Annotated in this window: 27 protein-coding genes and 1 riboswitch; of the genes, 25 read left to right on the top strand and 2 right to left on the bottom strand. The window is 40.6% G+C overall.

Annotated elements, in window-relative coordinates:
* From MKY11_RS10835 to MKY11_RS10780, 12 genes are all read left to right on the top strand, one after another.
* Positions 1–1,152, top strand: a complete 1,152-nt coding sequence (locus tag MKY11_RS10835) for a D-alanyl-D-alanine carboxypeptidase family protein (protein ID WP_017367523.1) — start codon at positions 1–3, stop codon at positions 1,150–1,152.
* On the top strand, positions 1,140–1,727 hold the full coding sequence (locus MKY11_RS10830; protein WP_007501015.1) for a nucleoside recognition domain-containing protein: 588 nt from the start codon (positions 1,140–1,142) through the stop codon (positions 1,725–1,727). The genes MKY11_RS10835 and MKY11_RS10830 overlap by 13 nt, the downstream gene beginning before the upstream one ends.
* 4 nt (positions 1,728–1,731) lie before the next feature.
* Positions 1,732–2,268, top strand: a complete 537-nt coding sequence (locus MKY11_RS10825) for a spore maturation protein (protein ID WP_017359781.1) — start codon at positions 1,732–1,734, stop codon at positions 2,266–2,268.
* 134 nt (positions 2,269–2,402) lie between these two features.
* Positions 2,403–3,137 carry a 23S rRNA pseudouridine(2605) synthase RluB gene (gene rluB / locus MKY11_RS10820; RefSeq protein WP_008344472.1) on the top strand — a complete coding sequence of 245 codons (735 nt, stop codon included), beginning with the start codon at positions 2,403–2,405 and terminating at the stop codon, positions 3,135–3,137.
* 90 nt (positions 3,138–3,227) lie between these two features.
* A complete protein-coding gene (locus MKY11_RS10815; protein WP_017359780.1) occupies positions 3,228–3,758 on the top strand; it encodes a thiol-disulfide oxidoreductase ResA in 531 nt (176 codons plus the stop codon).
* Position 3,759: 1 nt separating this feature from the next.
* Entirely contained in the window at positions 3,760–5,439 is a 1,680-nt protein-coding gene (locus MKY11_RS10810; RefSeq protein ID WP_039165796.1) for a cytochrome c biogenesis protein ResB, read from the top strand.
* A complete protein-coding gene (ccsB, locus tag MKY11_RS10805) occupies positions 5,423–6,601 on the top strand; it encodes a c-type cytochrome biogenesis protein CcsB (protein WP_017359778.1) in 1,179 nt (392 codons plus the stop codon). The genes MKY11_RS10810 and ccsB overlap by 17 nt, the downstream gene beginning before the upstream one ends.
* Before the next feature lie 86 nt (positions 6,602–6,687).
* Positions 6,688–7,410 (top strand): response regulator transcription factor, encoded by a 723-nt coding sequence (locus tag MKY11_RS10800; RefSeq protein ID WP_003215596.1) that lies wholly within the window; start codon positions 6,688–6,690, stop codon positions 7,408–7,410.
* Positions 7,407–9,188, top strand: a complete 1,782-nt coding sequence (locus MKY11_RS10795) for an ATP-binding protein (RefSeq protein WP_024718919.1) — start codon at positions 7,407–7,409, stop codon at positions 9,186–9,188. The genes MKY11_RS10800 and MKY11_RS10795 overlap by 4 nt, the downstream gene beginning before the upstream one ends.
* Before the next feature lie 202 nt (positions 9,189–9,390).
* Positions 9,391–9,951 (top strand): RNA polymerase sigma factor SigX, encoded by a 561-nt coding sequence (gene sigX, locus MKY11_RS10790; RefSeq protein WP_007501006.1) that lies wholly within the window; start codon positions 9,391–9,393, stop codon positions 9,949–9,951.
* The gene (locus tag MKY11_RS10785; protein ID WP_327862406.1) at positions 9,911–11,017 is read left to right on the top strand and encodes a sigma X negative regulator; all 1,107 of its coding nucleotides are present in this window, start codon (positions 9,911–9,913) and stop codon (positions 11,015–11,017) included. The genes sigX and MKY11_RS10785 overlap by 41 nt, the downstream gene beginning before the upstream one ends.
* Before the next feature lie 100 nt (positions 11,018–11,117).
* Positions 11,118–11,765: a M23 family metallopeptidase gene (locus MKY11_RS10780; protein WP_217967021.1), complete on the top strand. Its 648-nt coding sequence runs from the start codon at positions 11,118–11,120 to the stop codon at positions 11,763–11,765.
* 32 nt (positions 11,766–11,797) lie between these two features.
* On the opposite strand, the gene serA is transcribed toward MKY11_RS10780, so the two are convergent.
* Entirely contained in the window at positions 11,798–13,372 is a 1,575-nt protein-coding gene (gene serA / locus MKY11_RS10775) for a phosphoglycerate dehydrogenase (protein WP_017359773.1), read from the bottom strand.
* A 287-nt stretch (positions 13,373–13,659) separates the two neighbouring features.
* Positions 13,660–13,792: riboswitch (FMN riboswitch) on the top strand.
* A gap of 149 nt (positions 13,793–13,941) precedes the next feature.
* On the opposite strand from serA, the gene MKY11_RS10770 reads away from it, so the two are divergent.
* Positions 13,942–14,523, top strand: coding sequence for an ECF transporter S component (locus MKY11_RS10770; protein WP_008344490.1), 582 nt, complete (start codon positions 13,942–13,944; stop codon positions 14,521–14,523).
* 34 nt (positions 14,524–14,557) lie between these two features.
* On the opposite strand, the gene MKY11_RS10765 is transcribed toward MKY11_RS10770, so the two are convergent.
* Positions 14,558–14,806 (bottom strand): ferredoxin, encoded by a 249-nt coding sequence (locus MKY11_RS10765; protein ID WP_008344492.1) that lies wholly within the window; start codon positions 14,804–14,806, stop codon positions 14,558–14,560.
* Between the two features lie 268 nt (positions 14,807–15,074).
* Between MKY11_RS10765 and MKY11_RS10760 the strand changes: the two genes are divergently transcribed.
* From MKY11_RS10760 to ypeB, 12 genes are all read left to right on the top strand, one after another.
* Positions 15,075–16,127 (top strand): helix-turn-helix domain-containing protein, encoded by a 1,053-nt coding sequence (locus MKY11_RS10760; protein ID WP_277518673.1) that lies wholly within the window; start codon positions 15,075–15,077, stop codon positions 16,125–16,127.
* Positions 16,120–17,628, top strand: coding sequence for an ATP-dependent DNA helicase RecQ (locus MKY11_RS10755; RefSeq protein ID WP_058336694.1), 1,509 nt, complete (start codon positions 16,120–16,122; stop codon positions 17,626–17,628). The genes MKY11_RS10760 and MKY11_RS10755 overlap by 8 nt, the downstream gene beginning before the upstream one ends.
* Positions 17,625–18,266 (top strand): CPBP family intramembrane glutamic endopeptidase, encoded by a 642-nt coding sequence (locus MKY11_RS10750; RefSeq protein ID WP_017359770.1) that lies wholly within the window; start codon positions 17,625–17,627, stop codon positions 18,264–18,266. Before MKY11_RS10755 ends, MKY11_RS10750 begins: the two co-directional genes overlap by 4 nt.
* On the top strand, positions 18,211–18,972 hold the full coding sequence (locus tag MKY11_RS10745; RefSeq protein WP_236797595.1) for a LysM peptidoglycan-binding domain-containing protein: 762 nt from the start codon (positions 18,211–18,213) through the stop codon (positions 18,970–18,972). The genes MKY11_RS10750 and MKY11_RS10745 overlap by 56 nt, the downstream gene beginning before the upstream one ends.
* A gap of 64 nt (positions 18,973–19,036) precedes the next feature.
* Positions 19,037–19,489, top strand: a complete 453-nt coding sequence (locus MKY11_RS10740; protein WP_007500988.1) for a DUF2663 family protein — start codon at positions 19,037–19,039, stop codon at positions 19,487–19,489.
* An 87-nt stretch (positions 19,490–19,576) separates the two neighbouring features.
* Positions 19,577–20,365, top strand: coding sequence for a metallophosphoesterase (locus MKY11_RS10735; RefSeq protein WP_008344501.1), 789 nt, complete (start codon positions 19,577–19,579; stop codon positions 20,363–20,365).
* Positions 20,366–20,529: 164 nt separating this feature from the next.
* Entirely contained in the window at positions 20,530–21,108 is a 579-nt protein-coding gene (locus MKY11_RS10730; RefSeq protein WP_007500984.1) for a genetic competence negative regulator, read from the top strand.
* Between the two features lie 196 nt (positions 21,109–21,304).
* The gene (locus MKY11_RS10725) at positions 21,305–22,579 is read left to right on the top strand and encodes a Glu/Leu/Phe/Val dehydrogenase (protein ID WP_007500982.1); all 1,275 of its coding nucleotides are present in this window, start codon (positions 21,305–21,307) and stop codon (positions 22,577–22,579) included.
* A gap of 124 nt (positions 22,580–22,703) precedes the next feature.
* Entirely contained in the window at positions 22,704–23,675 is a 972-nt protein-coding gene (locus tag MKY11_RS10720; RefSeq protein ID WP_024718498.1) for a YpdA family putative bacillithiol disulfide reductase, read from the top strand.
* 155 nt (positions 23,676–23,830) lie between these two features.
* Positions 23,831–24,487, top strand: a complete 657-nt coding sequence (gene prsW, locus MKY11_RS10715; RefSeq protein WP_008344507.1) for a glutamic-type intramembrane protease PrsW — start codon at positions 23,831–23,833, stop codon at positions 24,485–24,487.
* A 132-nt stretch (positions 24,488–24,619) separates the two neighbouring features.
* The gene (sleB, locus tag MKY11_RS10710; protein ID WP_138278688.1) at positions 24,620–25,540 is read left to right on the top strand and encodes a spore cortex-lytic enzyme; all 921 of its coding nucleotides are present in this window, start codon (positions 24,620–24,622) and stop codon (positions 25,538–25,540) included.
* A 16-nt stretch (positions 25,541–25,556) separates the two neighbouring features.
* On the top strand, positions 25,557–26,906 hold the full coding sequence (gene ypeB, locus MKY11_RS10705; protein ID WP_008344510.1) for a germination protein YpeB: 1,350 nt from the start codon (positions 25,557–25,559) through the stop codon (positions 26,904–26,906).
* Positions 26,907–27,000 lie beyond the last annotated feature (94 nt).

Below are 27,000 nucleotides of genomic sequence, written 5' to 3'. Positions count from 1 at the left end.
ATGCCCTATTTAAAAATTGGAACAGCAGTCCTTCTTCTATTAACACTCTTACTGCCTTTTTCCTCACACGCTCAAGCAGACGTCTCATTATCGGTGAGTGCGAGAAGCGCCATTTTAATAGATGGACAGTCAGGCAGAGTCCTATTTGGAAAGGACGAGCACGAAAAAAGAAGAATCGCCAGTATCACAAAAATTATGACGGCTGTATTAGCCATTGAATCAGGAAAAATGAACGACATGGTCAAAGTGTCAAAACGTGCGATTCAAGCGGAAGGTTCTTCGATTTATTTAAAGGAAGGACAGAAGGTGAGTTTAGAAGACTTGACATACGGGCTCATGCTGCGCTCTGGAAATGATGCAGCTGTTGCCATTGCAGAACATGTTGGCGGCAGCTTAGAAGGCTTTATTTTTATGATGAACCAAAAGGCCTCTGAACTAGGCATGGAGAATACGAATTTTCAAAATCCGCATGGACTCGATGATCATAAAAACCATTATTCATCAGCTTATGATATGGCGATCTTAACGAAGTACGCCATGAAGCATCAGCAATATCAAAAAATTGCCGGTACCACCTTTTATAAAGCAAAAACAATCGAGGGTTATTGGAAAAATAAAAACAAGCTGCTCACGGGTTTGTATCAATATTCGACTGGAGGGAAGACAGGATATACAAAACTTGCAAAACGCACACTTGTCTCCACAGCTGCAAAAGGAGATGCTGCGCTCATTGCTGTGACGATTAATGCACCGGATGACTGGAAGGATCATATCTCAATGTTTGAGTATGCATTTGATCACTATAAAACGTATGTGCTTGCTGAAAAAGGCAGGCTCGCTTCGTTAAAAGGGACTTTTTACGAAAAAAAAGCGTTTATTAAGCGGGATGTGGACTATTTACTAAATGAGGATGAGAAAAAACTAGTGGAAATCGAAACGGAAATGCTGACGCCTGAAAAGAAATGGGAGAAAAACAAAGAAGCGATCCCAGATGTAGTAGGGAAAATGACGTTCTTACTGGATGGTCAGGTAATTGAGCAAGTCCCCATTTTTTATGAAAACAAACGCAACCGAATGCCCCAAAAAAGCTTTCAAGAAATGTTTAAGTCTGTCTTTCAGACATCGATAGGCGGATCTTCATGGTCAATCTGATTTGGGTATTCCTCACGGTCATCGGTCTTGTCTATGCAATGTTTAACGGAACGATGCATGAAGTGAATGAAGCGGTCTTTAAAGGATCAAAAGAAGCGGTCACCATTTCAATTGGGTTGATTAGTGTTCTTGTATTCTGGCTAGGATTGATGAAGATCGCAGAAGAAGCGGGGTTGTTACATTTCTTTAGTAAATTATGCCGGCCCTTTATCTCAAAACTATTTCCTGAGATTCCTGCGAATCATCCAGCGATGGGGTATATTCTGTCCAATCTCATGGCAAATTTCTTTGGCCTTGGGAACGCCGCTACACCACTTGGGATTAAGGCGATGGAGCAGATGAAAGCATTAAATGGCGGAAAAAATGAGGCGAGCCGATCTATGATCACTTTTTTAGCAGTCAATACATCTTCTATCACACTTGTGCCAACGACTGTCATTGCCATTCGTATGACCTATGGCGCAGATCAGCCAACAGATATTGTAGGCCCAACCATTTTGGCGACACTTATTTCAGGTATCGGTGCGATTATGATTGATCGCTATTTCCACTATCGCAGAAGCAGGCGGGGGTGATCTTGTGGCATTTATTAACTGGCTGTCACTTGCTTTGATTCCACTGATCATCGCAGGAATATTGATTGCAGGGACGATTAAAAAAGTACCGACGTACGAAACATTTGTAGAAGGCGGGAAAGAAGGCATTCAAATTGCCTTTTCAATTATTCCGTATTTAGTCGGTATGCTTGTCGCCATTACGATTTTCCGAGCATCAGGTGCCCTTGATTTTGTCATGGAGTTATTGAAACCTGTGTTTACAGCGATTGGTGTTCCTACAGAAGTGGTGCCGCTTGCGCTTATTCGTCCTATATCAGGAACAGCGGCGCTTGGTATGACATCAGACTTAATTGCGACTTATGGTCCAGACTCTTTTATCGGCAAGCTTGCCGCCGTTATGCAAGGGTCAACGGATACGACCCTTTATATTTTAACCGTCTATTTTGGAGCAGTTGGTATTAAAAAAATGGGAGATGCACTGAAAGTGGGGCTGCTTGCAGACCTGATTGGGATCATTGCATCAATTATTATCGTCAGTTTGTTATTTAGCGGCGCCTAATCAGGTGCTTTTTTTATTTCGTGGATGGAAAACAGCTTTTTTGTCGAAATTAGACAGATGAAACGCTTATTTTTCCACGAATGCTTGTTTGTTTCAAGCCAAGCAAGTAAGATAGTACATGAGGTGAAAGACAAATGGAACGTTTACAGAAAGTAATTGCCCATGCCGGCGTCGCTTCTAGACGAAAGGCTGAAGAATTAATTAAAGAAGGACGAGTTACCGTTAATGGTGAAACAGTGACAGAGCTCGGAGTAAAGGTGGGCTCTTCAGATAAAATTGAAGTCAATGGCTTAAAGCTTGAAAGAGAAGAACCGGTTTACTTTATGCTTTATAAACCGCGCGGCGTCATTTCAGCTGCCGAGGATGATAAAGGACGCAAAGTCGTGACAGACTTCTTTGATGATGTTCCGCAGCGTCTGTATCCAATCGGCCGGTTGGATTATGATACGAGCGGTTTAATTTTGATTACAAATGATGGCGAATTTGCCCATAAGCTCATGCATCCGAAATATCAAATTGATAAAACGTATGCAGCGAAACTAAAAGGCATCCCTTCAAAAGAATTGCTTAGAAAGTTAGAAAAAGGAATCATGTTAGACCATAAAAAAACAGCACCTGCCCGTGCCAAAATGCTTTCGATTGATAAACGAAAGCAAACATGTATTGTGCAATTAACCATTCATGAAGGCAGAAACAGACAGGTTCGCCGCATGTTTGAAGCAATCGGCCACGACGTTTTAAAACTCAAAAGAGAGCAATATGCTTTTCTTCATATTGAAGGCATGAGACCAGGAGATCGCAGAGAATTGACGCCGCATGAAGTAAAACGCCTAAGAGCGATTGCGGATCATGGGAAAAGCGCTTTTTAATTTTCACATAAACTTCAAAAAATGAAGAAGCATCAAAAGAAGGAGAATGCTATAATTTACCTGAATGTCTATGGGGAAGGGGTACTTCAGATGAAGAAAAGACGATTTTTCATACGGACGGGCATTCTCCTCGTGATGCTTGCTGCACTGTGTTATACGATGTATAACTCAGTATTTGCCAAACAGGATCAAATCAAAGAAGGATCTATTGCGCCGAACTTTGTCCTTCAATCGGTAGATGGGGAACGGATTGAATTAAAGGACTTAAAAGGCAAAGGTGTCTTTCTCAATTTTTGGGGTACATGGTGCGGTCCATGTAAGCAGGAATTCCCTTATATGGCAAATCAGTATGAAGTGTTCAAGGATCGCGGTGTCGAAATTGTTGCCGTAAATGTGGGGGAATCCAATATTGCTGTGAAGAATTTTATGGATGCTTATGGCGTGAATTTTCCTGTTGCCATGGACAAAGATCGTCAAGTGACAGAGGCATATGATATTACGCCGCTGCCAACCACATTTTTAATTAATCCTGAAGGCAAAGTAATCAAAGTCATAAAGGGGACGATGACAGAACGTAATGTCTATGAATATATGAATTTGATTAAACCAAAGGGGTCATAGAATGAAAGAGGTAAAGTGCGAGTGTGGACATATTAATCCAATCGGTACTGTTCTATGTGAATCATGCGGGAATCCCATTTCAGTAAAAGAGAAAAATTCATCAAAACTGCTTGATATGAGATATGACGGCAGTGCAAGACGCTCGCAAACATACAACAAAACGATTGTTGATAAAGTATGGAACTTTTTTTCTTCCGTAAAAGTGGGTGTGTGGCTCATTGTCATCACACTGTTAGCTTCTTCGCTAGGAACTATTTTTCCGCAGGAGCGGTTTATTCCGCCAGGTGCATCAGCTTCCACTTATTATGAGGAGCAATATGGGTCGTTTGGCAAGTTATATTACATCCTTGGATTCCATGATCTTTATAATTCTTGGTGGTTTTTAGCCCTTGTCGCATCTATCGGAATTTCCCTTGTGATTTGCAGCCTTGATCGAGTGATTCCACTTTATCGTGCACTCAAAAATCAAGGGGTTGTCAAAAAAGAAGGCTTTATGAGAAGGCAGCGTCTTTTCAGCGAAACAAACCAAACATTAGATCAACATACATATGAAGGCATCGTTAGTAAAATGAAACAAAAGCGTTACCGCGTACGAGAAGAAGATGGACATATTTTAGCTGAAAAAGGACGCTTTTCCCGCTGGGGACCTTACGTCAATCATATTGGATTAATTATATTTCTCATTGGATCCATGCTCCGATTTGTCCCAGGAATGTACGTGGATGAAACATTATGGGTAAGAGAAGGCGAAACGGCACCAATCCCAGGGACGGGAGGCCAATACTTCTTAAAGAATAATGCGTTTTCAATTGACCGCTATGAATCTGAAAAAGAAAAAGAAGTCTTTGAAAATGCTATTGAAAAGGCTGGCGATGGTCAAGTCGTCAAAAGTTATAAAACCGATGCCGTTTTATACAAACGTGAAGGAGAAGTTGTTTTTGGTGAAAAGCCAAAGCTGAAGCAGGTAACAGAACACGATATTAAAGTGAATGAACCGCTTAAGTTTGACAATTTCTCATTATATCAAGTGGATTTTAAACAAAATGAACTCGATCAAATGGTCTTTCAGCTGATTCGAAAAGATACTGAGAAATCTTTCGGAACAGTGAAGATTAATCTGCTGGAGCCTAAGTCAGAATATGATCTTGGTAGCGGTTACAAAGTCAAGGTGATGAGTTATTTGCCTGATTTTTATTTTGACGAAGATGGCACACCTAGTACGAAAACGAGGAATCCGAATAATCCTGCGTTCGTATTTGAAATGATCTCTCCTGAAAAACCAAAAGGTGAAAAAAGTTTTGTCGCGATTCAAGAGACAGTAGAGGGTTCTGATAACAATCTTTATAAAATGAAATTTGACCGGGTTGAAACAAAAAACGTAACAGGTTTAACGGTTCGAAAAGACTTAACACTCTGGGTACTTATTGTTGGCGGAATGATCTTTATGATTGGTGTCGTACAAGGGATGTACTGGCAGCATAGAAGAATCTGGCTGTCGGTAAAGGATGGAAAAGTGTTTGTGGCAGGACATACAAACAAAAACTGGTTCGGCTTAAAGTCTGATCTCAAGGTGTTACTGCATGGCAGTGGCATCAAACAGCCAGTGGATCAAAAAGAACTGCCTGATACAACAAGTATCAGCAAAAGCAAGGGGGAAGGATTAGATGGCGGCAGTCAGTGAAAACCTGTTATTTGCAGCTTTTCTATTGTATTTAGCGGCAGTTCCTTTTTTTGGAGGGGCCATTAAAGGAAAAAAGAAAGAAGAGGGTCCGCGCAAAAACAAGGCGGCACTTATCGGCATAACGCTCACCATCATCGGTTTTTTGAGTCAATTTGGCTATTTTATTTCAAGGTGGATCGCGTCTGGTCACGCACCAGTCAGTAATCTGTTTGAATTCACCACAGCCTTTGGCATGATGCTGGTGCTCGCATTTATTATTTTATATTTTGTCTATCAAGTGTCTGTGCTAGGTTTATTCACACTTCCAATCGCTTTATTAATCATTGCTTATGCAAGCATGTTTCCATCGGATATTTCACCGCTGATTCCTTCACTTCAAAGTAATTGGCTATATATTCACGTCACGACAGCAGCGCTTGGTCAAGCCATTTTGGCGATCAGTTTTGTGGCAGGTGTGATTTTTCTTTTGAAGCATGTCGATCAAACAAAACCGGGGAAGAAAACCTTTGGCTTAGAGCTGGTCATGTTTATGATTGTGGTCACCCTTGCATTTATCGCTGTCACGTCCATTTTTAGAATGACAGGGTATGAAGCGAAATTTAATTGGGTAGATAAAAATAAAGAAGAGAGCGTCATGGTCTATGAGCTGCCTGCTTTAGTAGGACCTCATAAAGGAGAACTTATCACAAAAGATCGTTTAGAGCCTGTAGTTGATCTGCCGCCTGTTTTTTCAGGTAGAAAGGTGAATACAGTGCTGTGGTCATTTGGCGTTGGGCTGATTATTTATGGACTGCTAAGATTGATCATTCGCAAACGACTAAGTGCGCTGCTTCAGCCGCTCGTAAGACAGGTGAATCTCGATTTAGTCGATGAAATTGGGTACAGGGCTGTTTCCATAGGATTCCCTGTATTTGCGTTAGGCGGTCTTATTTTTGCGATGATCTGGGCACAAATTGCATGGACGAGATTCTGGGGATGGGACCCGAAGGAAGTATGGGCTTTAATTACATTTTTATTTTACGCCGCCTATCTCCACCTTCGGTTATCACGAGGCTGGCATGGTGAAAAGTCCGCTTGGCTTGCTGTAATCGGATTTGCGATCATTATGTTTAACCTCATCTTTGTCAACCTAGTGATTGCGGGGCTTCATTCTTACGCGTAATCGCATGAAAAAGGCCAACTTTTATGATTCAATTCGGCTTTTTGTTAAAATGTATGTAACAACGGAGAAAGCAGGAGGATTATCTAATGGAACACACAACTCAAACGAAAATATTAGTCGTCGATGATGAGGCAAGAATTCGTCGCCTTTTAAAAATGTATTTAGAACGGGAAAATTATGAAATTGATGAAGCGGAAAATGGGGATGAAGCCATTCAAAAAGGACTTCAAACCGATTATGACCTCATTTTGCTTGATTTAATGATGCCTGGGACAGATGGGATTGAAGTGTGTAATCAAATCCGAGATAAAAAAGCCACACCAATTATTATGCTGACAGCAAAAGGTGAGGAAGCTAACCGTGTGCAAGGCTTTGAGGCAGGAACGGATGATTATATCGTCAAACCTTTCAGCCCGCGTGAAGTGGTTCTTCGTGTGAAAGCACTGCTAAGAAGATCGTCTCAAACGTCATACCTTAATACTGGAACAACCACAAAAGATGTTCTCGTGTTTTCTCATCTATCTATTGATCATGATGCGCACCGGGTCACAGCAGATGGAAAAGAAGTCAGCCTCACGCCGAAAGAATACGAACTTTTGTACTTCTTGGCAAAAACGCCGGATAAGGTCTATGACAGGGAAAAGCTTCTCAAAGAAGTGTGGCAGTATGAATTCTTTGGGGATCTGAGAACAGTGGATACCCACGTCAAAAGGCTTCGTGAAAAACTGAATAAAGTGTCACCAGAAGCAGCGAAAAAAATCGTGACAGTATGGGGTGTCGGGTACAAATTTGAGGTCGGCGCTGAATGAAGCTGTGGAAAAGTGTCGTAGGAAAGCTATGGTTAACCATTCTTTTCCTCGTGCTCATTGTTTTATCGATTTTAACTGTGCTTCTTTTAGAGTTCATTGAGAATTACCATGTGGAAGAAGCAAAGTCTGATTTAACACAAATGGCCAACAAAGTAGCAGTCATTTTAGAAAGCCATGAGGATCAATCGCTTGCAAGATCGATTACATCAGAACTAGCTGATAAATTGACAAGTATCGCGATTGTTCAAGAGGATGGACTAGAATGGTATTCGTCTGAAAAAGGCGGGAAGCTTCCTGCGATCACAAAAGAACAAATTGAAGCAGACAAAGATTTGAACAGAGCACTGACAGAACGAAAAAAAATCAGTAAACGAGCTGAATCAGATACAGGCAATCAGAAGGATGAACGCATTGTAGTAGGTGTTCCTTACGAGGCGAACGGAAAGAAAGGGATGGTCTTTCTTTCTCAATCCCTCCTTGCTGTAGAGCAGACAACAAAACATACGACGCGTTATATCTTCCTCGCAGCCGGAATTGCGATTGTGCTGACGACGATTTTCGCTTTCTTCTTATCCACTCGTGTCACCTATCCTCTCAGAAAGATGAGAGAGGGAGCACAAGATTTGGCGAAAGGGAAATTTGATACAAAGATTCCTATTTTAACGCAAGACGAAATTGGGGAACTGGCGATCGCCTTTAATCAAATGGGTAAGCAGCTTAAATTTCATATAACCGCTTTAAATCAAGAAAAAGAACATTTGTCCAACATTCTCAGCAGTATGGCAGACGGTGTCATCACGATCAATATTGATGGAACGATCCTCATGACAAACCCTCCTGCAGAAAGATTCTTGCAGGCTTGGTATTACGAGCAAAATATGAAGATCAAAGATGGGGATGAACTGCCGCCGGAAGCGCGTGAATTGTTTCATACTGCCGTCAGTACGGAAAAAGAGCAAATGATCGAAGTCACGCTGCAAGGGCGTACTTGGGTTCTTCTCATGTCTCCGCTTTATAACCAGCAAGATGTCAGAGGGGCGGTAGCGGTACTTCGCGATATGACAGAAGAGAGAAGACTGGATAAGCTAAGAAAAGACTTCATTGCAAATGTCAGTCATGAACTCCGCACACCTATTGCTATGCTCCAGGGCTATAGTGAAGCGATTGTCGATGACATTGCCGGATCAGAAGAGGAAAAGAAAGAGATTGCCCAAATTATCTATGATGAATCACTTCGAATGGGGCGTCTTGTGAATGATCTTCTCGATCTCGCACGTATGGAAGCTGGTCATATTACACTGAATCTTGAATCAACTGATACAGAAGAGCTGACTGAAAAAATCTACCGTAAATTCCTTGGAATTGCGAAAGAAAAACAAATCAACCTGACGTATGAAATTCAAGTAGAAGAACCGTATTTTGTATTTGATCCAGATAAAATAGAACAGGTTTTTACAAATCTCATCGATAATGCCATTCGTCATACACCAGAAGGCGGAGAAGTTCACTTCTCAGTTCAATCGGTGGAAAATGGGCTCAAAATGGATGTGAAAGATTCGGGAAGCGGCATTCCTGAAGAGGATCTCCCGTTTATTTTTGAACGGTTCTATAAAGCAGATAAAGCAAGAACAAGAGGACGTTCCGGTACGGGGCTGGGCCTTGCGATTGTGAAGAACATCGTAGAAGCGCATCAAGGCTCCATTCATGCACATAGTAAAGCTGGAACAGGTACTCACTTCACTTTCTATATTCCGAAAAAAAAGCAGGAACTCGTCTAATCTTGACGAAGAATCTTGTTACATGAGAAACACTTCTTTTCGAAAGAAAATGAAGTGTTTTTTCTATTTTCATATTTTTAAGGAGAAGTTAAACAAAAAGCCCTTTCCAAATTGTCGATCTTGTAATATATTTGTCATAAAGTTGTAATGTAACGTTTTGTGAGAGTCACTCGACAAAAATAAGTGAACGGAGGGGTTTCCTATGCATGAAACCTTTCAAAAAATATATGATTCGTACCATCAAGATTTGTACCAATTTTTATTTTATATGGTAAAAGATAAAAATCAGGCAGAGGATCTCGTGCAGGAGGTTTACATTCGGGTACTTCACTCATATAAAACTTTTGAAGGAAGAAGCAGCGAGAAAACATGGCTGTTTTCAATTGCAAGGCATGTGGCAATTGACTGGTTTCGCAAACAGCAAACCATCAGACAACGGGTGCTCGGCACGTTTGATTGGGATAAACAGGATGTAAAAGATCCAGACCTGCTCCCAGATGAATTGGCTGTACAGGATGAAAATATCAAAGAAATTTATGCCGCACTTGATCATTGCACCATTGATCAACGAGCCGTCATCATTTTAAGGTTTATCCAAGGCTACTCAATCATGGAGACGGCCAAGGCGCTAAAGTTCTCGGAAAGCAAAGTCAAAACAACGCAGCACCGAGGCCTGAAAGTGCTCCGAAAACATATGGAGCTTTTGAAGGAGGAGCTAGTGAATGAAAACGAACAGGTCCAATTGGAGCGAAGAACGAATTAAAGTATTACTCAGTCAGCTTCCAAAAGTGGAGGACAACCGTTCATCTAAGCAGATTTACCAGCAAATGCTGATGGCAAGCGGGAAGAAAAAGAAAAGTGCCAGATGGATCGGTCCAGCGGTCGCAACCGTTGTGGTCTTATTTATGGCGTTTTTGATTTCTCCTCATTTATTTCAGCCGGCTGCTCAAGATATAAAGAAAGTGAAAATGGACTCGAGTGCTGAAAAAGGACAGGTGAATGCTACATTAGAGGCGGTAAAAAACACAAATGATCCTTCACATGTTGCTTACGCATCTGACAAAGAAAAGTATATGACGATTTCATACATAGATGAATCGACTTCTCAAGTTGTCCCAATCAGTATTCAAAAAGAAAATAAGCATGACGATGTGCAGGCGCTTCTTGATACATATGAAAAACTGGAGCTGCCTGAAATGACAAAACCTCTTCAAGCCTATATGGATATGGTGGATGTGAGTGAAAAAGGGGACACGCTGATTTTTCAGCTGAAAAATGATTTGTCTCTTGATACATTAAAAGAAGCCAATCGTTTTAAAGACATGGTCAAAGAAACGTTAAAATGGAGCCAATATAAACAAGTACAGGTCAAGTCTGTCAATGGCTCGCACCTTCAATTAGGGACGAATGGCCGTCTTGGTACCATTTCAATTAATAAACAAACAAAGCACGCTTACTACGTTTTAGAAAATAAGAGCGGGACATTTTTGGTGCCGTCAAAAGATGATTATCCTTCTTATAAAGATGCGGTAGAGGCGATGAAGCGGGCGAATGATGCAGGACTCGATCCACTCATTAAAGAAGAGCCTATTCAAAAGGTGACATCAAAAGGAAAACATGCAACCATCACGTTTGGAGCATCAGCACAATTAACGGACTCAATTGATCATATTTTACTTATTGAAGGACTGCTGCTCACAGCGAAAGATTTCGGTTTTACAGATGTCACGATACAAAATGCAGGAATAGATCAAGTAGGCCCATATGAATTAAAAGAACCGCTAGAGGTACCGGCACTGCCAAACCCAGTTGTTATCAAAGAACGCTAAAGGACGCAACTTATTGCGTTCTTTTTTCATGTATAGAAAAGGGCTTCCTTGAGGTATACTAAGCTGTCATGAAAAGAACTTCAAAGAAGGGAAGTCACTGATGAAAAGGTATTGCTACATATGTGCTAGCTGTTTCTTGTTCGTGACCTTATCACCGTTTGCCCGTGCAGAGAAAACAACCGAGTGGGTGGAACCAATCAAAGGTGAAGTCACTGATTTGTTTGGGACAAGAGGTGGTTCGCATAAGGGGTTAGACATTGCTGCACCGGAAGGAGAATCCATTTTGGCTGCTAGCGAAGGTGTGGTCACTCGTTCCTATGTATCTGCTACATATGGTGAAGTTGTATTTATTCGGCATCCAAATGGATATGAAACCGTCTATGCGCATTTAAATGCGCGTTTTGTGAAGAATGGTGACCATGTACAAACAGGACAGCCGATCGGCATCATAGGCAACACAGGCGCTTCTAGGGGCACTCATTTGCATTTTGAGGTGCACAGGGGTAATTGGTCAGTTAGTAAAGAAGATGCAGTAGATCCGCTCACAATCATTGCAAGAGATCGTTTCCAAGAGCCAGCCCTTCATGTAGATGGATATGAGAAACATACATATGTCATACAACAAGGGGACACGCTCTGGTCCATTGCTAAAGCACATCAAATGACCGTTGATCAATTGAAGAAAATCAATGCACTGACAACGCATCTCATACGTACAGGTGAACGTTTAATCGTTTCAACAAAATAAACCTCATGCTTTTGCATGAGGTTTACCATTTTTTATAGGTCAATCAGACGCACAGAAAGAATATCGCTTACTTCAGTTAACGTTTGGACAATTTCATCTTCAAGGTGCTTGTCAAAAGAAAGCATCATGATGGCTTCGCCGCCTTTTTCTTTACGGCCTACTTGCATTGTCGCAATGTTCACATCGTGGTCGCCTAAAATCTTTCCAACTTGACCGATCACACCAGGTGCGTCAGTATGCTGAATATAGACAAGGTGCCCATCTGGGTAAAAGTCAATATTGAAACCATTAATAGAAACGACACGTTCACCTAGATGCGGGATATACGTTGCTTTTAATGTAAAGGTGGAAAGGTCACCTTTGACTTCAATGGAAATGCTGTTCTCATAGCCAGATTCGCTTGAAGAAATTTTCTCGCTAAAGCTAATGCCGCGTTCTTTTGCCACCATACCTGCATTGACTTCATTTACAGTCGAATCGACACGCTCTTTCAAAAAGCCAGAAAGCAGACTTTTTGTAATAAATGATGTTTCGAGTTTTGCGATAGATCCTTCATATGAAATGCTGACTTCTTTTACAGGTTCTCTCATCGATTGAGAAACAAGACGTCCAAGTTTTCCCGCAAATTGATGATAAGGCTGGATTTTTTTGAACTCGTCTTTTGTCATCGCTGGTAGATTAATAGATGACATGACCGGGAGTCCTTTTGCAAATTGAAGAACTTCTTCAGAGACTTGTGCCGCCACATTTAATTGTGCTTCTTTTGTAGATGCACCAAGATGCGGAGTGGCAATGACGTTTGGATGATCCACAAGTGGATTCTCAGTAGGTGGTTCTACTTCAAATACATCGAGTGCAGCCCCTGCGACATGACCATTTTCAAGTGCTTCAAGAAGGTCTCGTTCGTCAATGATGCCGCCGCGTGCACAGTTCACTAGACGAACACCTTTTTTCGTTTTTGCGATTGTTTCTTTATTGAGAAGTCCTCTAGTTTCTTTTGTTAAAGGTGTATGTACCGTAATAATATCTGATACTTCAAGCACTTCATCAAGTGATTTTGCATTGACACCAATTTTTTCGGCACGTTCTTTTGTGAGGAAAGGGTCAAATACGTTGACCGTCATGCCAAATGCTCTTGCACGCTGGGCGATTTCACTTCCAATTCTGCCTAAGCCAACAATCCCAAGAGATTTTCCGTAAAGCTCAGCACCGACATATGCGCCTCTGTTCCATTCTTTTGATTTCACAGAAATATTCGCTTGAGGAATATGACGCATGAGAGATGAGATCATCGCAAACGTATGCTCTGCCGTTGAAATCGTATTCCCATTTGGCGCATTGATGACAATCACACCGTGTTTTGTCGCTTCATCAATGTCAATGTTGTCGACTCCCACACCGGCACGGCCAACAATTTTTAATGAAGTCATTTTTTCATAAAGTTCTTTTGTCACTTTTGTGGCACTTCTGACAAGTAAGGCATCAAACGTGTGTAATTCATCTTCTGCTTCTGTTACATTTTTTTGAACAATTTCAACAAAATCTGATTCTAATAGTGGTAAAAGACCATCATTGCTCATCTTATCTGAGACTAATACTCGAAACATCGTAAGATTTCCTCCTAAAATAAACGTCATAAATATCTGATAATTTACCATATTCCTTTTCACTGTGTCAATCAAATTAAAGCAGTAAAGCGAAAAAGAAAACACGAACATTTTTTAGTGTCTTGATCGAGAATGGACACCTTTAAACAAAAGATAACCAATTTTAACGCATTTGTCATTATAAATTTTAGGTTTTTTACGATTTTTTAAAACTGATGAATTTGCTCAGGATTTTTATCTGTACAAATGCTCATATATCATATATAATGATGTCGAATTGAATAATGATCAATCTTCGGGGCAGGGTGTAATTCCCTACCGGCGGTGATGAGGCATAGTCTCTAAGCCCGCGAGCCTTTTTTGGCAGGATTCGGTGTGATTCCGAAGCCGACAGTATAGTCTGGATGGGAGAAGATGGAGGTTCGTAAACGTTGAAAACATGTCTGTTTATACGTTTATTTGTGTAGCCTAAATTTCCCGCTCCTGTGTATGTATTCAGAGCGGTTTTTTTGTGGCTAAAATTGAACAATCCTCTTTTCGAAAGATTTGATCGAAAAGGAGAGAGAATATTGAATCAAAGTAAAGTAAAACGTTTAGTTGTCATCAGCATGCTTAGCAGTATCGCATTTGTATTAATGTTATTGAATTTCCCTTTCCCTGGGCTTCCTGGGTATTTAAAAATTGATTTTAGTGACATTCCTGCGATTATTGCGATTTTAATTTATGGGCCAGGTGCTGGGATTGCTGTTGAAGCTTTAAAGAATCTATTGCACTACCTCATTCATGGTAGCATGTCCGGTGTTCCTGTGGATCAAGTAGCGAATTTTACAGCAGGTGTACTATTCATCTTACCGGTGGCTTTTATTTTTAAAAAGATTAAATCAGCAAGAGGGTTAGCGTGGTCCATGATTCTCGGAACATTACTCATGACAGTCATGATGAGCATCTTAAACTATTTCTTGTTCCTTCCTGCTTATACATGGTTTTTGAATGCACCCGTCCTGTCAGATCATGTGCTAAAGGCAACCATTACAGCAGGGATCTTGCCTTTTAACCTGATTAAAGGAATCATCATCACCATCGTCTTTAGTTTCATTTTTGTCAAAATGCGTCCATGGTTTGAAAATAAACGCCGACTTCAAAATAGTTAATATAAAAAAAGCCCCTTTTAAAGGGGCTTTTATCCTATTCATGCTTAAGTGGATCACCATCGAAAGTTTCGTCCGCAACTTTAATTGAGTCAGTTGGGCAACCTTCAAATGCATCAAGCATATCTTCTTCAAGTACTTCTGGAACTTCTACAGTCCCCTGATTGTCATCAAGCGTGACAAATGCAATGCCTTCATCATCATAATCATAAATGTCTGGAGCAGCTGCACCGCATGCGCCGCAAGCAATACATGTGTCTTTGTCTACAATTGTATATTTTGCCATGTTAAAAAAATACCTCCCAGATTGTTCGATGGAACAAATGGTTTAACCTTTTTAGTTTCACCGATAAAAAACCAATTTCCTCAAACCTTATTGTAATGATTTTAAATTCACATTTCAACTGTAAAGTGATTGAGAATGCTTATCACATAAGGGTTTGTTCATAACTTTCCCCCATTAATTGAGTTTAAACATTTCTTCTTCAATGAAATCTGTTAAAATAAAGGGAGAAAATATTCGAATTTTGTCAGGAAGACAGGTGCTTTGGTCAATGACGATTCATTACTTGGATGTCATGTTGATGGACAGCGTACATAAATTGAACGGCGAACGCTCCATTAGTGCTGTCTACCATCTTTTTAAAGGAAAAAAATCATCGCAAACGATACAGGATGCAAGTTTGTTTCAGCTTTCTAGCTACTTCGGCTGCTATCCAGCTTTTACGAGGGATCAGCTGAATCGCTCTGTAAAAAGGCTGCTAGAGCAACACTTTATCAGAAAGACAGAGGATACATTCATTGCCACAGATGAAGGAATAAGTATGCTCAGGCAGTGTTTCACTGAAAAACCGATGCCAGTTTATTTTGATGGTGCCAAGTATCATGATAAAGCAAAGGTGTTATGGATGAGGCTGTCTTTACTTGTGCAGGTCCTTTCACATCATGCAGCGCGGTCACAACACTATGTGCCGATTCAAAGAGATATATCGGTTCAAAACTGGACGAAATCCTTCTTCTCGCAATATCACCAGAAGAAAAAGCTTTCTGAAGATATCCATCATGAGCTTGAAACACTTCTTGCTCATTTAACTGATCAAGAGGCACTGCTTTTTGTTTATTCATTGACTTCAAATGAAAGAATCGGACGGACGTACCAGCAAATGGCGGAATGGATGAAAGAAGATGTATGGTATGTTTACTTGCTTTTTTGGAATGTGCTCCATTATTTTATTCAATGTGCGCAAAAAGGTGAGGCACCGATCATCCAGCGAATGATAGATGATCTTCAATTCAAACGTGTGCTGACCACCTCTACCCATAAAACGCTTGAGCTTGTACAAAAAGGGTTCAGTATTGATCAAATTGCTCATATTCGTTCATTAAAAAAAGCGACAATTGAAGATCATATTGTGGAGCTCTCGATACATGAGCCGAGCTTCTCGATCGAACCATATGTCAGCAGTGAAGCTCAAAAGGCGATACATGAGGTAGCCGGTCAGCTCCAAACCAACAAGATGAAGCTGATCAAAGAAAGTCTCGAGCATTCATTTACTTATTTTCAAATACGATTGGCATTGACAAGGATGGTGAAAGCAAGTGGATAAGCTTCATCAGACGCTGATGCGATACTTTGGTTATGATGCCTTCAAAACAGGTCAGGAGGACATTATTCGAAGTGTACTTCAACAAAAAGATACGGTTGCCATGCTTCCTACTGGTGGCGGGAAGTCACTTTGTTATCAAATTCCGGGCTATTTGACAGACGGGTTAGTGCTGATCATTTCACCTCTTTTATCACTCATGGAAGATCAAGTGGAACGCATGAAAATGCGCGGTGAAAAGCGAGTGGCTGCGCTTAACAGTACACTGTCTTTTCAAGAAAGAAGACATATTATTCGGCATTTGCCATCATATAAATTTTTATTTGTCGCACCTGAGGCGCTTATGTCAGAGGTATTGTTAGAGCAGCTCAAAGCGATGCATGTGGGTCTATTCGTTGTAGATGAAGCTCACTGTATATCGGAATGGGGACATGATTTCCGCCCGGAATACTCCAAGCTTGGGGAATGGAGGGAAGCGCTCGGCAATCCTGTCGCCTTAGCACTAACGGCAACTGCAACGAAACAAACCTTAAAAGATACTGTGCAAACGTTGCGGCTAGAGCATCCAGATGTTCATATTCATTCAGTCAACCGGCCGAATATTGCACTATTAAAAGAGGCACATGAAACGAAAGAAGCAAAAGAGAAACGAGCACTTGAGCTTGTGGAAACCCTTCAAGGGCCTGGGCTGATTTATTGTCCGACCCGGCAAATGACAGAAGATATCTCACGTTTGGTGAAACAAAAAACGCATCAACGTGTAGAGTTTTATCATGGCGGAATGGAGTCAGGAGACCGCATGCTGATCCAGCAGCAATTTATCAGTGGTCAAATTGATCTCATTTGCTGTACAAGTGCTTTTGGAATGGGAATTGATAAAGCAAATATACGCTTTGTGATTCATATGAGTCCGCCTCAGTCAATTGAAGCATTTATGCAGGAAATTGGAAGAGCTGGACGGGACGGGAAAAATAGTGTGAGCGTTCTTTTATATACAGAAGAGGATGCGGATATTCAAAGTCATTTGATTCAAGCAGAAGGTTTTGATGATCCAGAAATTGATTTTTTCTTAGCCCGAGTATCACACATGCCGATAAATGATGAAAAGAAATTACGTGAACAATTGATGGAAGCAGGGCTTCAGGAGACGCGCGCGCGAATGCTCTCGCATTATTACACGATGTACCAAACTGAACAGCCTCGTTTGCTCATGAAGAAGCTGAAAGAAAAGCTGCAGGATAGACAAACAGAAAAGCTAAAAAAAGTGTGGCAGTTTAAAGAGCATATCACTGGCCATCGCTGCTTTAGGCAATCTCTGTTATCATACTTTGATGAGCAGCTTGATCTAACGGAGGACGCTTCCTTTGGGAACTGCTGCTCTTCATGCGGACTTGACCTGTCTGATTACGAAAAAAAAGATCAACCATTGGAGCTGAATGAAATGAAACACTGGAAGACCGAGCTGGATCGTCTGTTTCACCTGACAAAAGAGGCGCAGCATTGATTGAACAACATCGCCGTATTATTGAAAAATTAACCGATCGACAAGTAGTAGAACAGTTGTATTTCACACAGCTGCTCATGCTGATTGTCTCTTTTTTACTAGGGATGTTTATGTTTGATCATTGGACTGATTTTACAGCCTTATGGCAGATCCGAGATATGCGTATCCTGACTTACGGAATTGGCGGCGCTTTGCTTGTGATTATTGTCGACGCTATTGTCATGAAGGTGTTTCCGGCTCATATGTATGATGATGGCGGATTAAATGAAAAAATGTTCAAAAACCGCAGCATCCTGCATATTGTTTGGTTAACGCTGCTCATTGCCTTTTCAGAAGAAATTTTATTTCGCGGGATCGTTCAGCAGCAATTTGGACTGGAGATTGCAAGCATTGTGTTTGCACTTCTTCACTTTCGCTATTTGTCAAAAATACTCTTGTTTATCCTTGTGGTTTCTATTAGTATTTTTTTAGGACTTTTATACGAGTGGACAGGGAATTTATTCGTTCCTGTCATGACACACTTTGTCATTGACCTAGTCTTTGCATGTCAAATTCGTTTTAAATATTGGGGGAGGGATGAACATGGAAGAAATGTCGAGAATGAAGAGAAAAAAGCAGCAGCTGACAAACATCCATGATGATGTAGAGGAAAATCTTGAAGAAGAAAAAGTGCATCCTTCAGATGACTCTCACTTTCCTACACGAGAAGATTTTCATGAATATAAAAAGCAGCGAACCAAAAAGGTGCGTAATCCATTGTTTACGACACTGGCTATTATCTTTCCTATTATTGTCGTCACGGTTTTCTTCCTGTTGATTTATTACACATCAAAGGAAATTAACGATAACAACAATCAAGGTGTTTATATTGATAAAACATCGAGTGCTGACACAGATCCAGTCCCGTCAGCACTTGTTGACACAAAAAATGATTCAAGCGCTGACAAAGCGGATGCGTCTGATGATGAGAAGAAAAAGAAAGATGCTGATAAAGAAAAGCAGCGTTCAAAAGAAAAAGCAGAGCAAAAGAAAAAAGAACAAGCCGCTAAAGAGAAGGCTGAGCGTGAAAAGGCCGAAGCTGCAAAAAAGCGTGAGCAGCAACAGCTCGCTCTTCAAAAACAGCAGGAAGAGAAAAAGCGAAAAGAAGCAGAAGAGAAGAAGAAGCAGGAAGAAAAGCCTGTTCGTGTCGTGCAGCATACTGTTGGACCAGAGGAAAACTTGTATCGAATTTCCATGAAGTATTATCAAAACCGATCAGGGGAAGAGAAAATTCGAGCTTACAATCATTTAAAAGGAAATAGCGTGTACAGCGGACAAGTATTGAATATCCCATTAGAAAATTAATATTTGACATGAATGAATCGAAAAGCACATACATATGTAGAAAAAAGGGACAAGGGTGTATGTGATGACTTTGCACGCAATCAGCCGCTATATGGATCAGCCGACACAGAAAATGATTGAAACATTGATCAAAAGGAAACGCAAATACGAGGGATTTGCAAAACAATGCAAAAGGTGGCAATGGACAGCCCTTTTATCACTTGCGATTCTTCTGTTTTATTTTGTGATAACAGCTAATAGCGGGGGCTCCCTGCAGCCGGAAGCGATGATTGCCACATTGCTTGGCCATGAGGTGTTTCTGTTTTGGATCATGGCTGAAGTGTTTGCTTTTTACGCATCGTATTATTATAAGAAAAAAGAAGAAAAGGCTGAGGATGAATATCATAAGCTCAGATGTGAAATTATACAGAAAAGCACAGATTTATGGCCTCAATCAAATCAGTGGAAAGAGCGCGAGGCCGTTTTTCACTTCATGCAGACGCAATATGACATCAACCTCTATTATGAAAGTAAATAAATGAGCAAAAGACGTTTAAACAGTTGAAACGTCTTTTTTCATTCAAGCGTCCTATAAAAGAAAGCTGATACAAGGGAGTCATTCATAATGAAATATGCCATCGGATTTACTGCTGCCATAGCGGCTGTGACAACAGGTGTGTGTGTAACAGCGAAAATGGTGAAAACGGCAAAACAAAACAACATCAAAAAGCATTACTTTACAATAGAAGGACTTCAGTCAGATCGACCTGCAGTCATTTTCTTTATTTCTGATACCCATCGCCGTCTAATTAGTGATACTTTATTAGCGGAAGTGGAAGAGCAGCAGCCTGATGTCATTATGATCGGCGGGGACTTAGCTGAAAAGGGAGTCCCTTATGCTAGAGTCGAAGAAAATGTGAAACGTTTAGCAAGGATTGCCCCGGTGTATTTTGTGTGGGGGAATAACGACCATGAGCTGCATCAGCAAAAACTCAAAGACATCCTCCATACCTATCAGGTGACGACATTGCAAAATGAGACGGCTGTGTGGGATTTTGAAGGACAGCCCATTAAAATAGGCGGAATCGATGATATCAGGCTTGAAAAAGCAGATTATGAAGCGATACGGCCGGAGTTTGTCAAAGAAGACGTGAATATCCTTTTATCACACAACCCAGATGTGCATCACTTGATGAGTGAAGAAGAGGGAATTGATCTCGTTTTGAGCGGTCATACCCATGGGGGTCAAATTCGTATTGGGAAATTTGGTCCGTATGAAAAAGGAAGAACAGGCCAAGTCAAAGGTGCTTTCTTTCTAATTAGTAATGGTTACGGAACAACAAAGATTCCGATGCGTCTTGGAGCAGAACCAGAAACCCATCTGATCTATTTAATGCCGCTAAAAACGCGCTAAGTTGATGCCCCATCAATATTTTCCATAAAAGTCACCGTAAGCATAGCTTCATGCTTGTCTTCCGTCTTGACACAGTGTAAACTGAATACAAAATTAAGAACCTATGACTCATCATCTCATATACTACAGTATGATGTGTGTTAGAAGAGGCAGGAGGGAACGTTATGCGGCTAGAGCGTCTGAATTATAATAAAATCAAAATTTTTCTCACACTAGATGATCTGACAGACCGAGGTCTTACGAAAGAAGACCTTTGGAAAGATTCGTTCAAAGTTCATCAGCTGTTTAAAGACATGATGAACGAAGCGAATCAGGAGCTCGGTTTTGAAGCGAATGGACCGATTGCTGTTGAAGTATTTTCTCTTCAGGCGCAGGGGATGGTCGTCATTGTGACAAAGAGTCAGCAGGAAGATGCTGATGATGAGTTTGATGAAGATTACATTGAGATGCAAGTCAAGCTCGACGAGAGCAAGCATGTGCTCTATCAATTTGCCTCGTTTGAAGATGTGATTCAACTGTCCCATAGTTTAAGTCGTATTGGACTTTTAGGGGGTACAGTTTACCATTATGAAGGTCAATATTTTCTCAGTCTAGATGATTTCGAAGAACTGTCTGCAGATACGGTCATTTCTATTTTAGCGGAGTTCGGTTCACCGACGACATTAACCATTCACCGGTTAAAAGAATACGGAAAAGTGATCATGCAGGAAGATGCAGTGAAAACGATTCAACTGTATTTTTAATCACTTTTTTCTATTATATTTAATACTGTTGTGATGAAACAACAGTATTTTTTTATATCCATTTTTATATTTATAAACGCTGATATTTTATTTTGATAAAAAACGCTTTTTACCTTTGCTTTACCAGTACGAAGGTGTATACTATTGCTTGAAAGGGAGCAGTAGATCATGAAAGATTTCTAGGGGGTTTATTTTAATGGCAGCCGATCAAAACGCCGCTCATAACGCAGAAGATAAGCTAGATGTTTTAAAGTCAACTCAAACCGTCATACATAAAGCGCTTGATAAATTGGGCTATCCGCAAGAAGTGTATGAATTGCTGAAGGAGCCAATTCGCCTATTAACGGTCAAAATTCCAGTACGTATGGATGATGGATCGGTGAAAATTTTCACTGGTTATCGTGCGCAGCATAATGATGCTGTCGGTCCAACAAAAGGCGGAATTCGATTCCACCCGAACGTTACTGAAAAAGAAGTAAAAGCGCTTTCAATTTGGATGAGTTTAAAATGTGGTATTGTGGATCTTCCTTATGGCGGAGGAAAAGGCGGTATTATCTGTGATCCAAGAGAAATGTCATTTAGGGAGCTTGAAAAACTAAGCCGCGGCTATGTACGCGCAATTAGTCAAATCGTTGGACCAACAAAAGATGTTCCAGCACCAGATGTGTTTACAAACTCTCAAATCATGGCATGGATGATGGATGAGTATTCTAGAATTGATGAATTTAACTCGCCAGGATTTATTACAGGAAAACCAATTGTTCTTGGAGGCTCACATGGACGTGATACTGCAACGGCAAAAGGTGTAACGATCTGTATTAAAGAAGCGGCGAAGAAAAAAGGAATTGACATCAATGGGGCTCGTGTTGTCGTTCAGGGATTCGGAAATGCAGGAAGTTACTTGGCTAAATTTATGTATGATGCCGGAGCGAAAATCGTAGGAATTTCAGATGCTTACGGCGGTTTGTATGATGAAGATGGTCTCGATATTGACTACTTGCTTGACCGACGTGACAGCTTTGGAACCGTCACTAAATTATTTAATGATACAATTACAAACCAAGAGCTGCTTGAGCTAGATTGTGATATCTTAGTACCTGCAGCCATTGAAAATCAAATTACAGAAGATAATGCGGCGAACATTAAAGCCAAAATTGTCGTAGAAGCAGCAAATGGACCAACGACATTGGAAGGGACAAAAATTCTTTCAGATCGTGGTGTACTGCTTGTTCCAGACGTACTTGCAAGTGCGGGTGGAGTGACTGTTTCTTACTTTGAATGGGTTCAGAATAACCAAGGGTTCTACTGGACAGAAGAAGAAGTAGAAACTCGTTTAGAAGATATGATGGTGAAATCATTTAATAATATTTATGAAATGGCGCAAAACCGCCGTATTGATATGCGACTAGCAGCATATATGGTCGGTGTACGTAAAATGGCTGAAGCTTCTCGATTCAGAGGCTGGATTTAAGCGACTTATTTGCATCGCGCCTTAAAATCTCCTATCCTTAAATAGGAGATTTTTTTATGGAATCATGCAAAGAATCAAACAGCCCAGCAATTGTTATTGCAGTGAAACGACAGGAGTGGAACAAATGAAACAAGAAAAAGCGATCATAATAGGAGGCGGCCCGTGCGGTCTATCAGCTGCCATTGCATTCAAGCAAATTGGGATTGATGCACTTGTGATTGAAAAGGGCAATGTGGTCAACAGTATTTATCATTACCCTACACACCAAACCTTCTTCAGTACAAGTGAAAAGCTTGAGATCGGTGACGTCGCTTTTATCACTGAAAATCGGAAACCCGTTCGTATTCAGGCGCTTTCCTATTACCGAGAGGTGGTCAGACGAAAAAGCCTTCGTGTGAATGCTTTTGAAAAGGTAAACGCTGTGACGAAAAAAGATGGCCGTTTTACGGTAAATACATCAAAAGACGACTATACATGTGACTATGTTGTGATTGCGACTGGCTACTATGATCATCCTAACTATATGAATGTAAAAGGGGAAGACCTTCCTCATGTGTATCATTATTTTAAAGAAGGACACCCCTACTTTGATAAAGATGTGACGGTGATCGGCGGGAAGAACTCTAGTGTTGATGCTGCCCTGGAACTTGTGAAATGCGGAAGCAGGGTGACGGTTTTATATAGAGGAACTGAATATTCATCCAGCATCAAACCTTGGATTTTACCAGAGTTTGAAGCGCTTGTTCGAAATGGCACCATTCGAATGGAGTTCGGTGCAGAGGTGAAGGAAATCACAGAACAGGATATTGTCTTTACAAACCAGCAGGGCCAAACGGATCGAGTGAAAAGTGATTATGTGTTTGCGATGACAGGTTATCATCCTGATCATTCATTTTTAGAAAAAATGGGTGTAACAATCGATCCAGAATCAGGCCGCCCAGCATTTGATGAACAAACAATGGAAACAAATGTAGAAGGTATTTTCATTGCAGGGGTCATTGCAGCTGGTAACAACGCCAACGAAATTTTCATTGAAAATGGAAGATTTCATGGCGGGTTAATTGCAGAAGAAATCAACAAAAGAATCAACGGGTAAAAAAAGAACTGGGTCCTTCTAAGGGATTCAGTTCTTTTTTATGTAAATTGGGATTATATAGAAGATTATTTTTGGGAAAATGGGCTCGAGTCATATAAAAAAGGGGTGATTCGTGGTACGATAATAAAGGATAATGTAGGGAAAGAGGTCTGATTATGATCGCAATCATTTCAGCAGGTTTAGCTCCCGGCATCGCACTTTTAAGTTATTTTTATTTGAAAGATCAATACGACAATGAGCCGGTTCATATGGTCATCAGATCTTTTATGCTAGGTGTCATACTTGTGTTTCCAACCATGTTTATTCAGTATGTCCTCCAAGAGGAAAATATCGCCACGAATCCTATCGTGATTTCATTTGTGACATCGGGTTTTTTAGAAGAATCATTAAAGTGGTTTATTTTAATGGTCAGTGTCTATGCGCACGTACAGTTTGATGAACACTATGACGGGATTGTCTATGGAACAAGTGTCTCACTTGGATTTGCGACACTTGAAAATATTTTGTACTTAGTGGGTCATGGGGTAGAGTACGCGTTTACACGTGCCTTGCTGCCTGTATCAAGCCACGCTTTATTTGGTGTGGTGATGGGATTTTATATAGGTAAAGCTCGCTTCTCTGATAAAAAAGAGCAGCGAAAATGGCTGATTCTCTCTTTAATACTTCCTATCCTTTTTCATGGCTTATATGATTTCATTCTTCTTGGCATGAAAAATTGGGGATATATTATGTTGCCGTTCATGATTTTTTTATGGTGGTTTGGTCTGCGGAAAGCCAAAAAAGCCCGTGCGGTGAAGATGGTACAAATTTAAATTGGAAAACGTCCTATACGTCTTTAGGGCGTTTTTTGTCTTTTCCATCCAATTCCCTCCTGTGATGAATGTATAAAAATAGGGATCGGAAGAAACATATATTCAAACATCAAAAGTACAGGAGGATCAAATATGGACAAAGCTCGTTTCATGAAACAAATCGTCCTTATCTTCTCAATTGTTCTGCTCGCGTCTTCATTGATGACAGCTGAAAAAAGTGAAGCTTTCACGAATCAAGTGATTCAGCGGGGAGCTACAGGAGAAGATGTCGTCGAGCTCCAGGCAAGGCTCCAATACAATGGTTTTTACAATGGAAAAATAGACGGGGTGTATGGCTGGGGAACTTACTGGGCCGTGCGCAATTTTCAAAGCCAGTTTGGTGTAAAGAAAGTCGATGGACTCGTAGGGGAAAAAACAAAAAGCCTATTAGTTCAAAAGACGAAATACTATAAAGAGTTTGTGCAGCAGCAGCTTCAAAAAGGAAATCAGTTTACGCATTATGGCGGGAAACCTCTTGATCAGCAAACAAAGGCTCCTGCGCAAAGAAACACGCAAAAAAAGACAGCACAAGGTGCAAAAGAGAATCAAAAAAGTCAAAGCGGAGGAAACAGCTCGACTGGGAAGTCTGGAAAGCAGTCAGGAAATGGTCAAGCAAATCAAACGCCGAAACAAACAGCAGCCAACATGCCAGGTGGTTTTTCAAGCAATGACATTCAGCTTCTTTCACAAGCTGTTTATAGTGAAGCGAGAGGTGAACCTTATGAAGGACAGGTAGCGATCGCAGCCGTCATCTTAAACCGTTTAAACAACCCGACCTTTCCAAACACGATTGCTGGTGTCATTTTTGAACCGCTTGCGTTTACTGCTGTAGCAGATGGACAATTTTATATGGCGCCAAATGAAACCGCTAAAAAGGCAGTATTTGATGCCATTAATGGCTGGGACCCATCTGAAAGCGCCGTTTATTACTTTAATCCTGATACAGCAACAAGCCCATGGATTTGGGGAAGACCACAAATTAAACGAATCGGGAAACATATTTTCTGTGAATAAAAAGAGGTGTAAATAAATGATCAGAGGAATATTGATTGCTATTTTAGGAATTGCTGTCATCTCAACAGGATACTGGGGCTATAAAGAGCATCAAGAAAAAGATGCAGTACTGCTTCATGCAGAGAACAACTATCAAAGAGCCTTCCATGATTTAACGTATCAAGTCGATCAGCTGCACGATAAACTTGGCGCAACACTTGCGATGAATAGCCAAACATCTATATCTCCAGCACTGGCAGATGTATGGAGAATGTCATCAGAAGCGCATAACAATGTCAGTCAGCTTCCGCTCACATTGATGCCTTTTAACAAAACAGAAGAGTTTCTAGCGAATGTCGGTGACTTTAGCTACAAATCGTCACTTAAATCTTTATCAGATGAACCATTAAACAAAGATACACACAAAACCATTACCACTTTATATGATCAAGCGGCAGATATTCAAAACGAACTTAGACAAGTGCAGCATCTCGTACTCAACAAAAATTTAAAATGGATGGATGTTGAAATGGCACTGGCTGATGGAGATCGAAAAAACGACAACACCATCATTGACGGATTAAAAACCGTTGAGAGAAATGCTGATGCGTTTGCAGATGTTGATCTTGGCCCTACAAATGTGTCAACTGAATCAGAAACGCAAGGCTACAATCACTTAAAAGGGCAAAAGATTTCAAAAAAAGAAGCGATTCGCATCGCCCAGCAATTTGCGCCTGACCATAACAAAGATTTTAAGGTGAGAAAAAGTGGGAGTAAAACGAACCGTGATGTCTACAGCCTGTCAATGTCTGACCCAGACAACCGGGCAAACTTTTATTTAGACTTGACTGAAAAAGGCGGCCATCCTGTCTATCTTCTTCAGAACCGTGAAGTGAAAAAACAAAAAATCAGTTTAAATGATGCCTCAGAAAAAGCACTAAGTTTCTTAAAGAAGCATGGATTCGATACCGAATCATTTCATTTAGATGAGAGTGCGCAATTTGATAATATCGGCGTATTTACCTATGTGCCTTTACAGAATAACGTATTGCTTTATCCAGATAGTATTCGAATGAAAGTCGCTTTAGATGATGGTGAGGTTGTGGGATTCTCAGCGAAAGACTATTTAATGAATCACAGAAAACGTGACATAAAAGCACCAAAGATTTCTCGAAAAGAAGCTGAAAAGACCTTAAATAAACATGTGAAGATCGAGGATACACATGTAGCTCTTGTTCAAAATGATATGTCAGAGGAAGTTCTCTGCTATGAGTTTTTAGGAACCATTAAAAACGACACGTACCGAATGTTCATTAATGCAGATACTGGAAAAGAAGAAAGAGTAGATAAACTAAAAAATGCAGAACCTATATATAAAGACCTATAGAAAAGGAAGCGAGGAAAAGGCGAATAAGCCTTTTCCTTTTGTTTTATACATGGTTTAATATAAGAGAGGATACGATTTCACAGATGAAAAGAGT

Source organism: Bacillus sp. FSL W7-1085, assembly GCF_038595035.1.
Lineage (GTDB): Bacteria > Bacillota > Bacilli > Bacillales > Bacillaceae > Bacillus > Bacillus altitudinis.
Note: the sequence above shows the minus strand (reverse complement) of the source record. Positions and strands in the feature narration are given on the sequence as shown.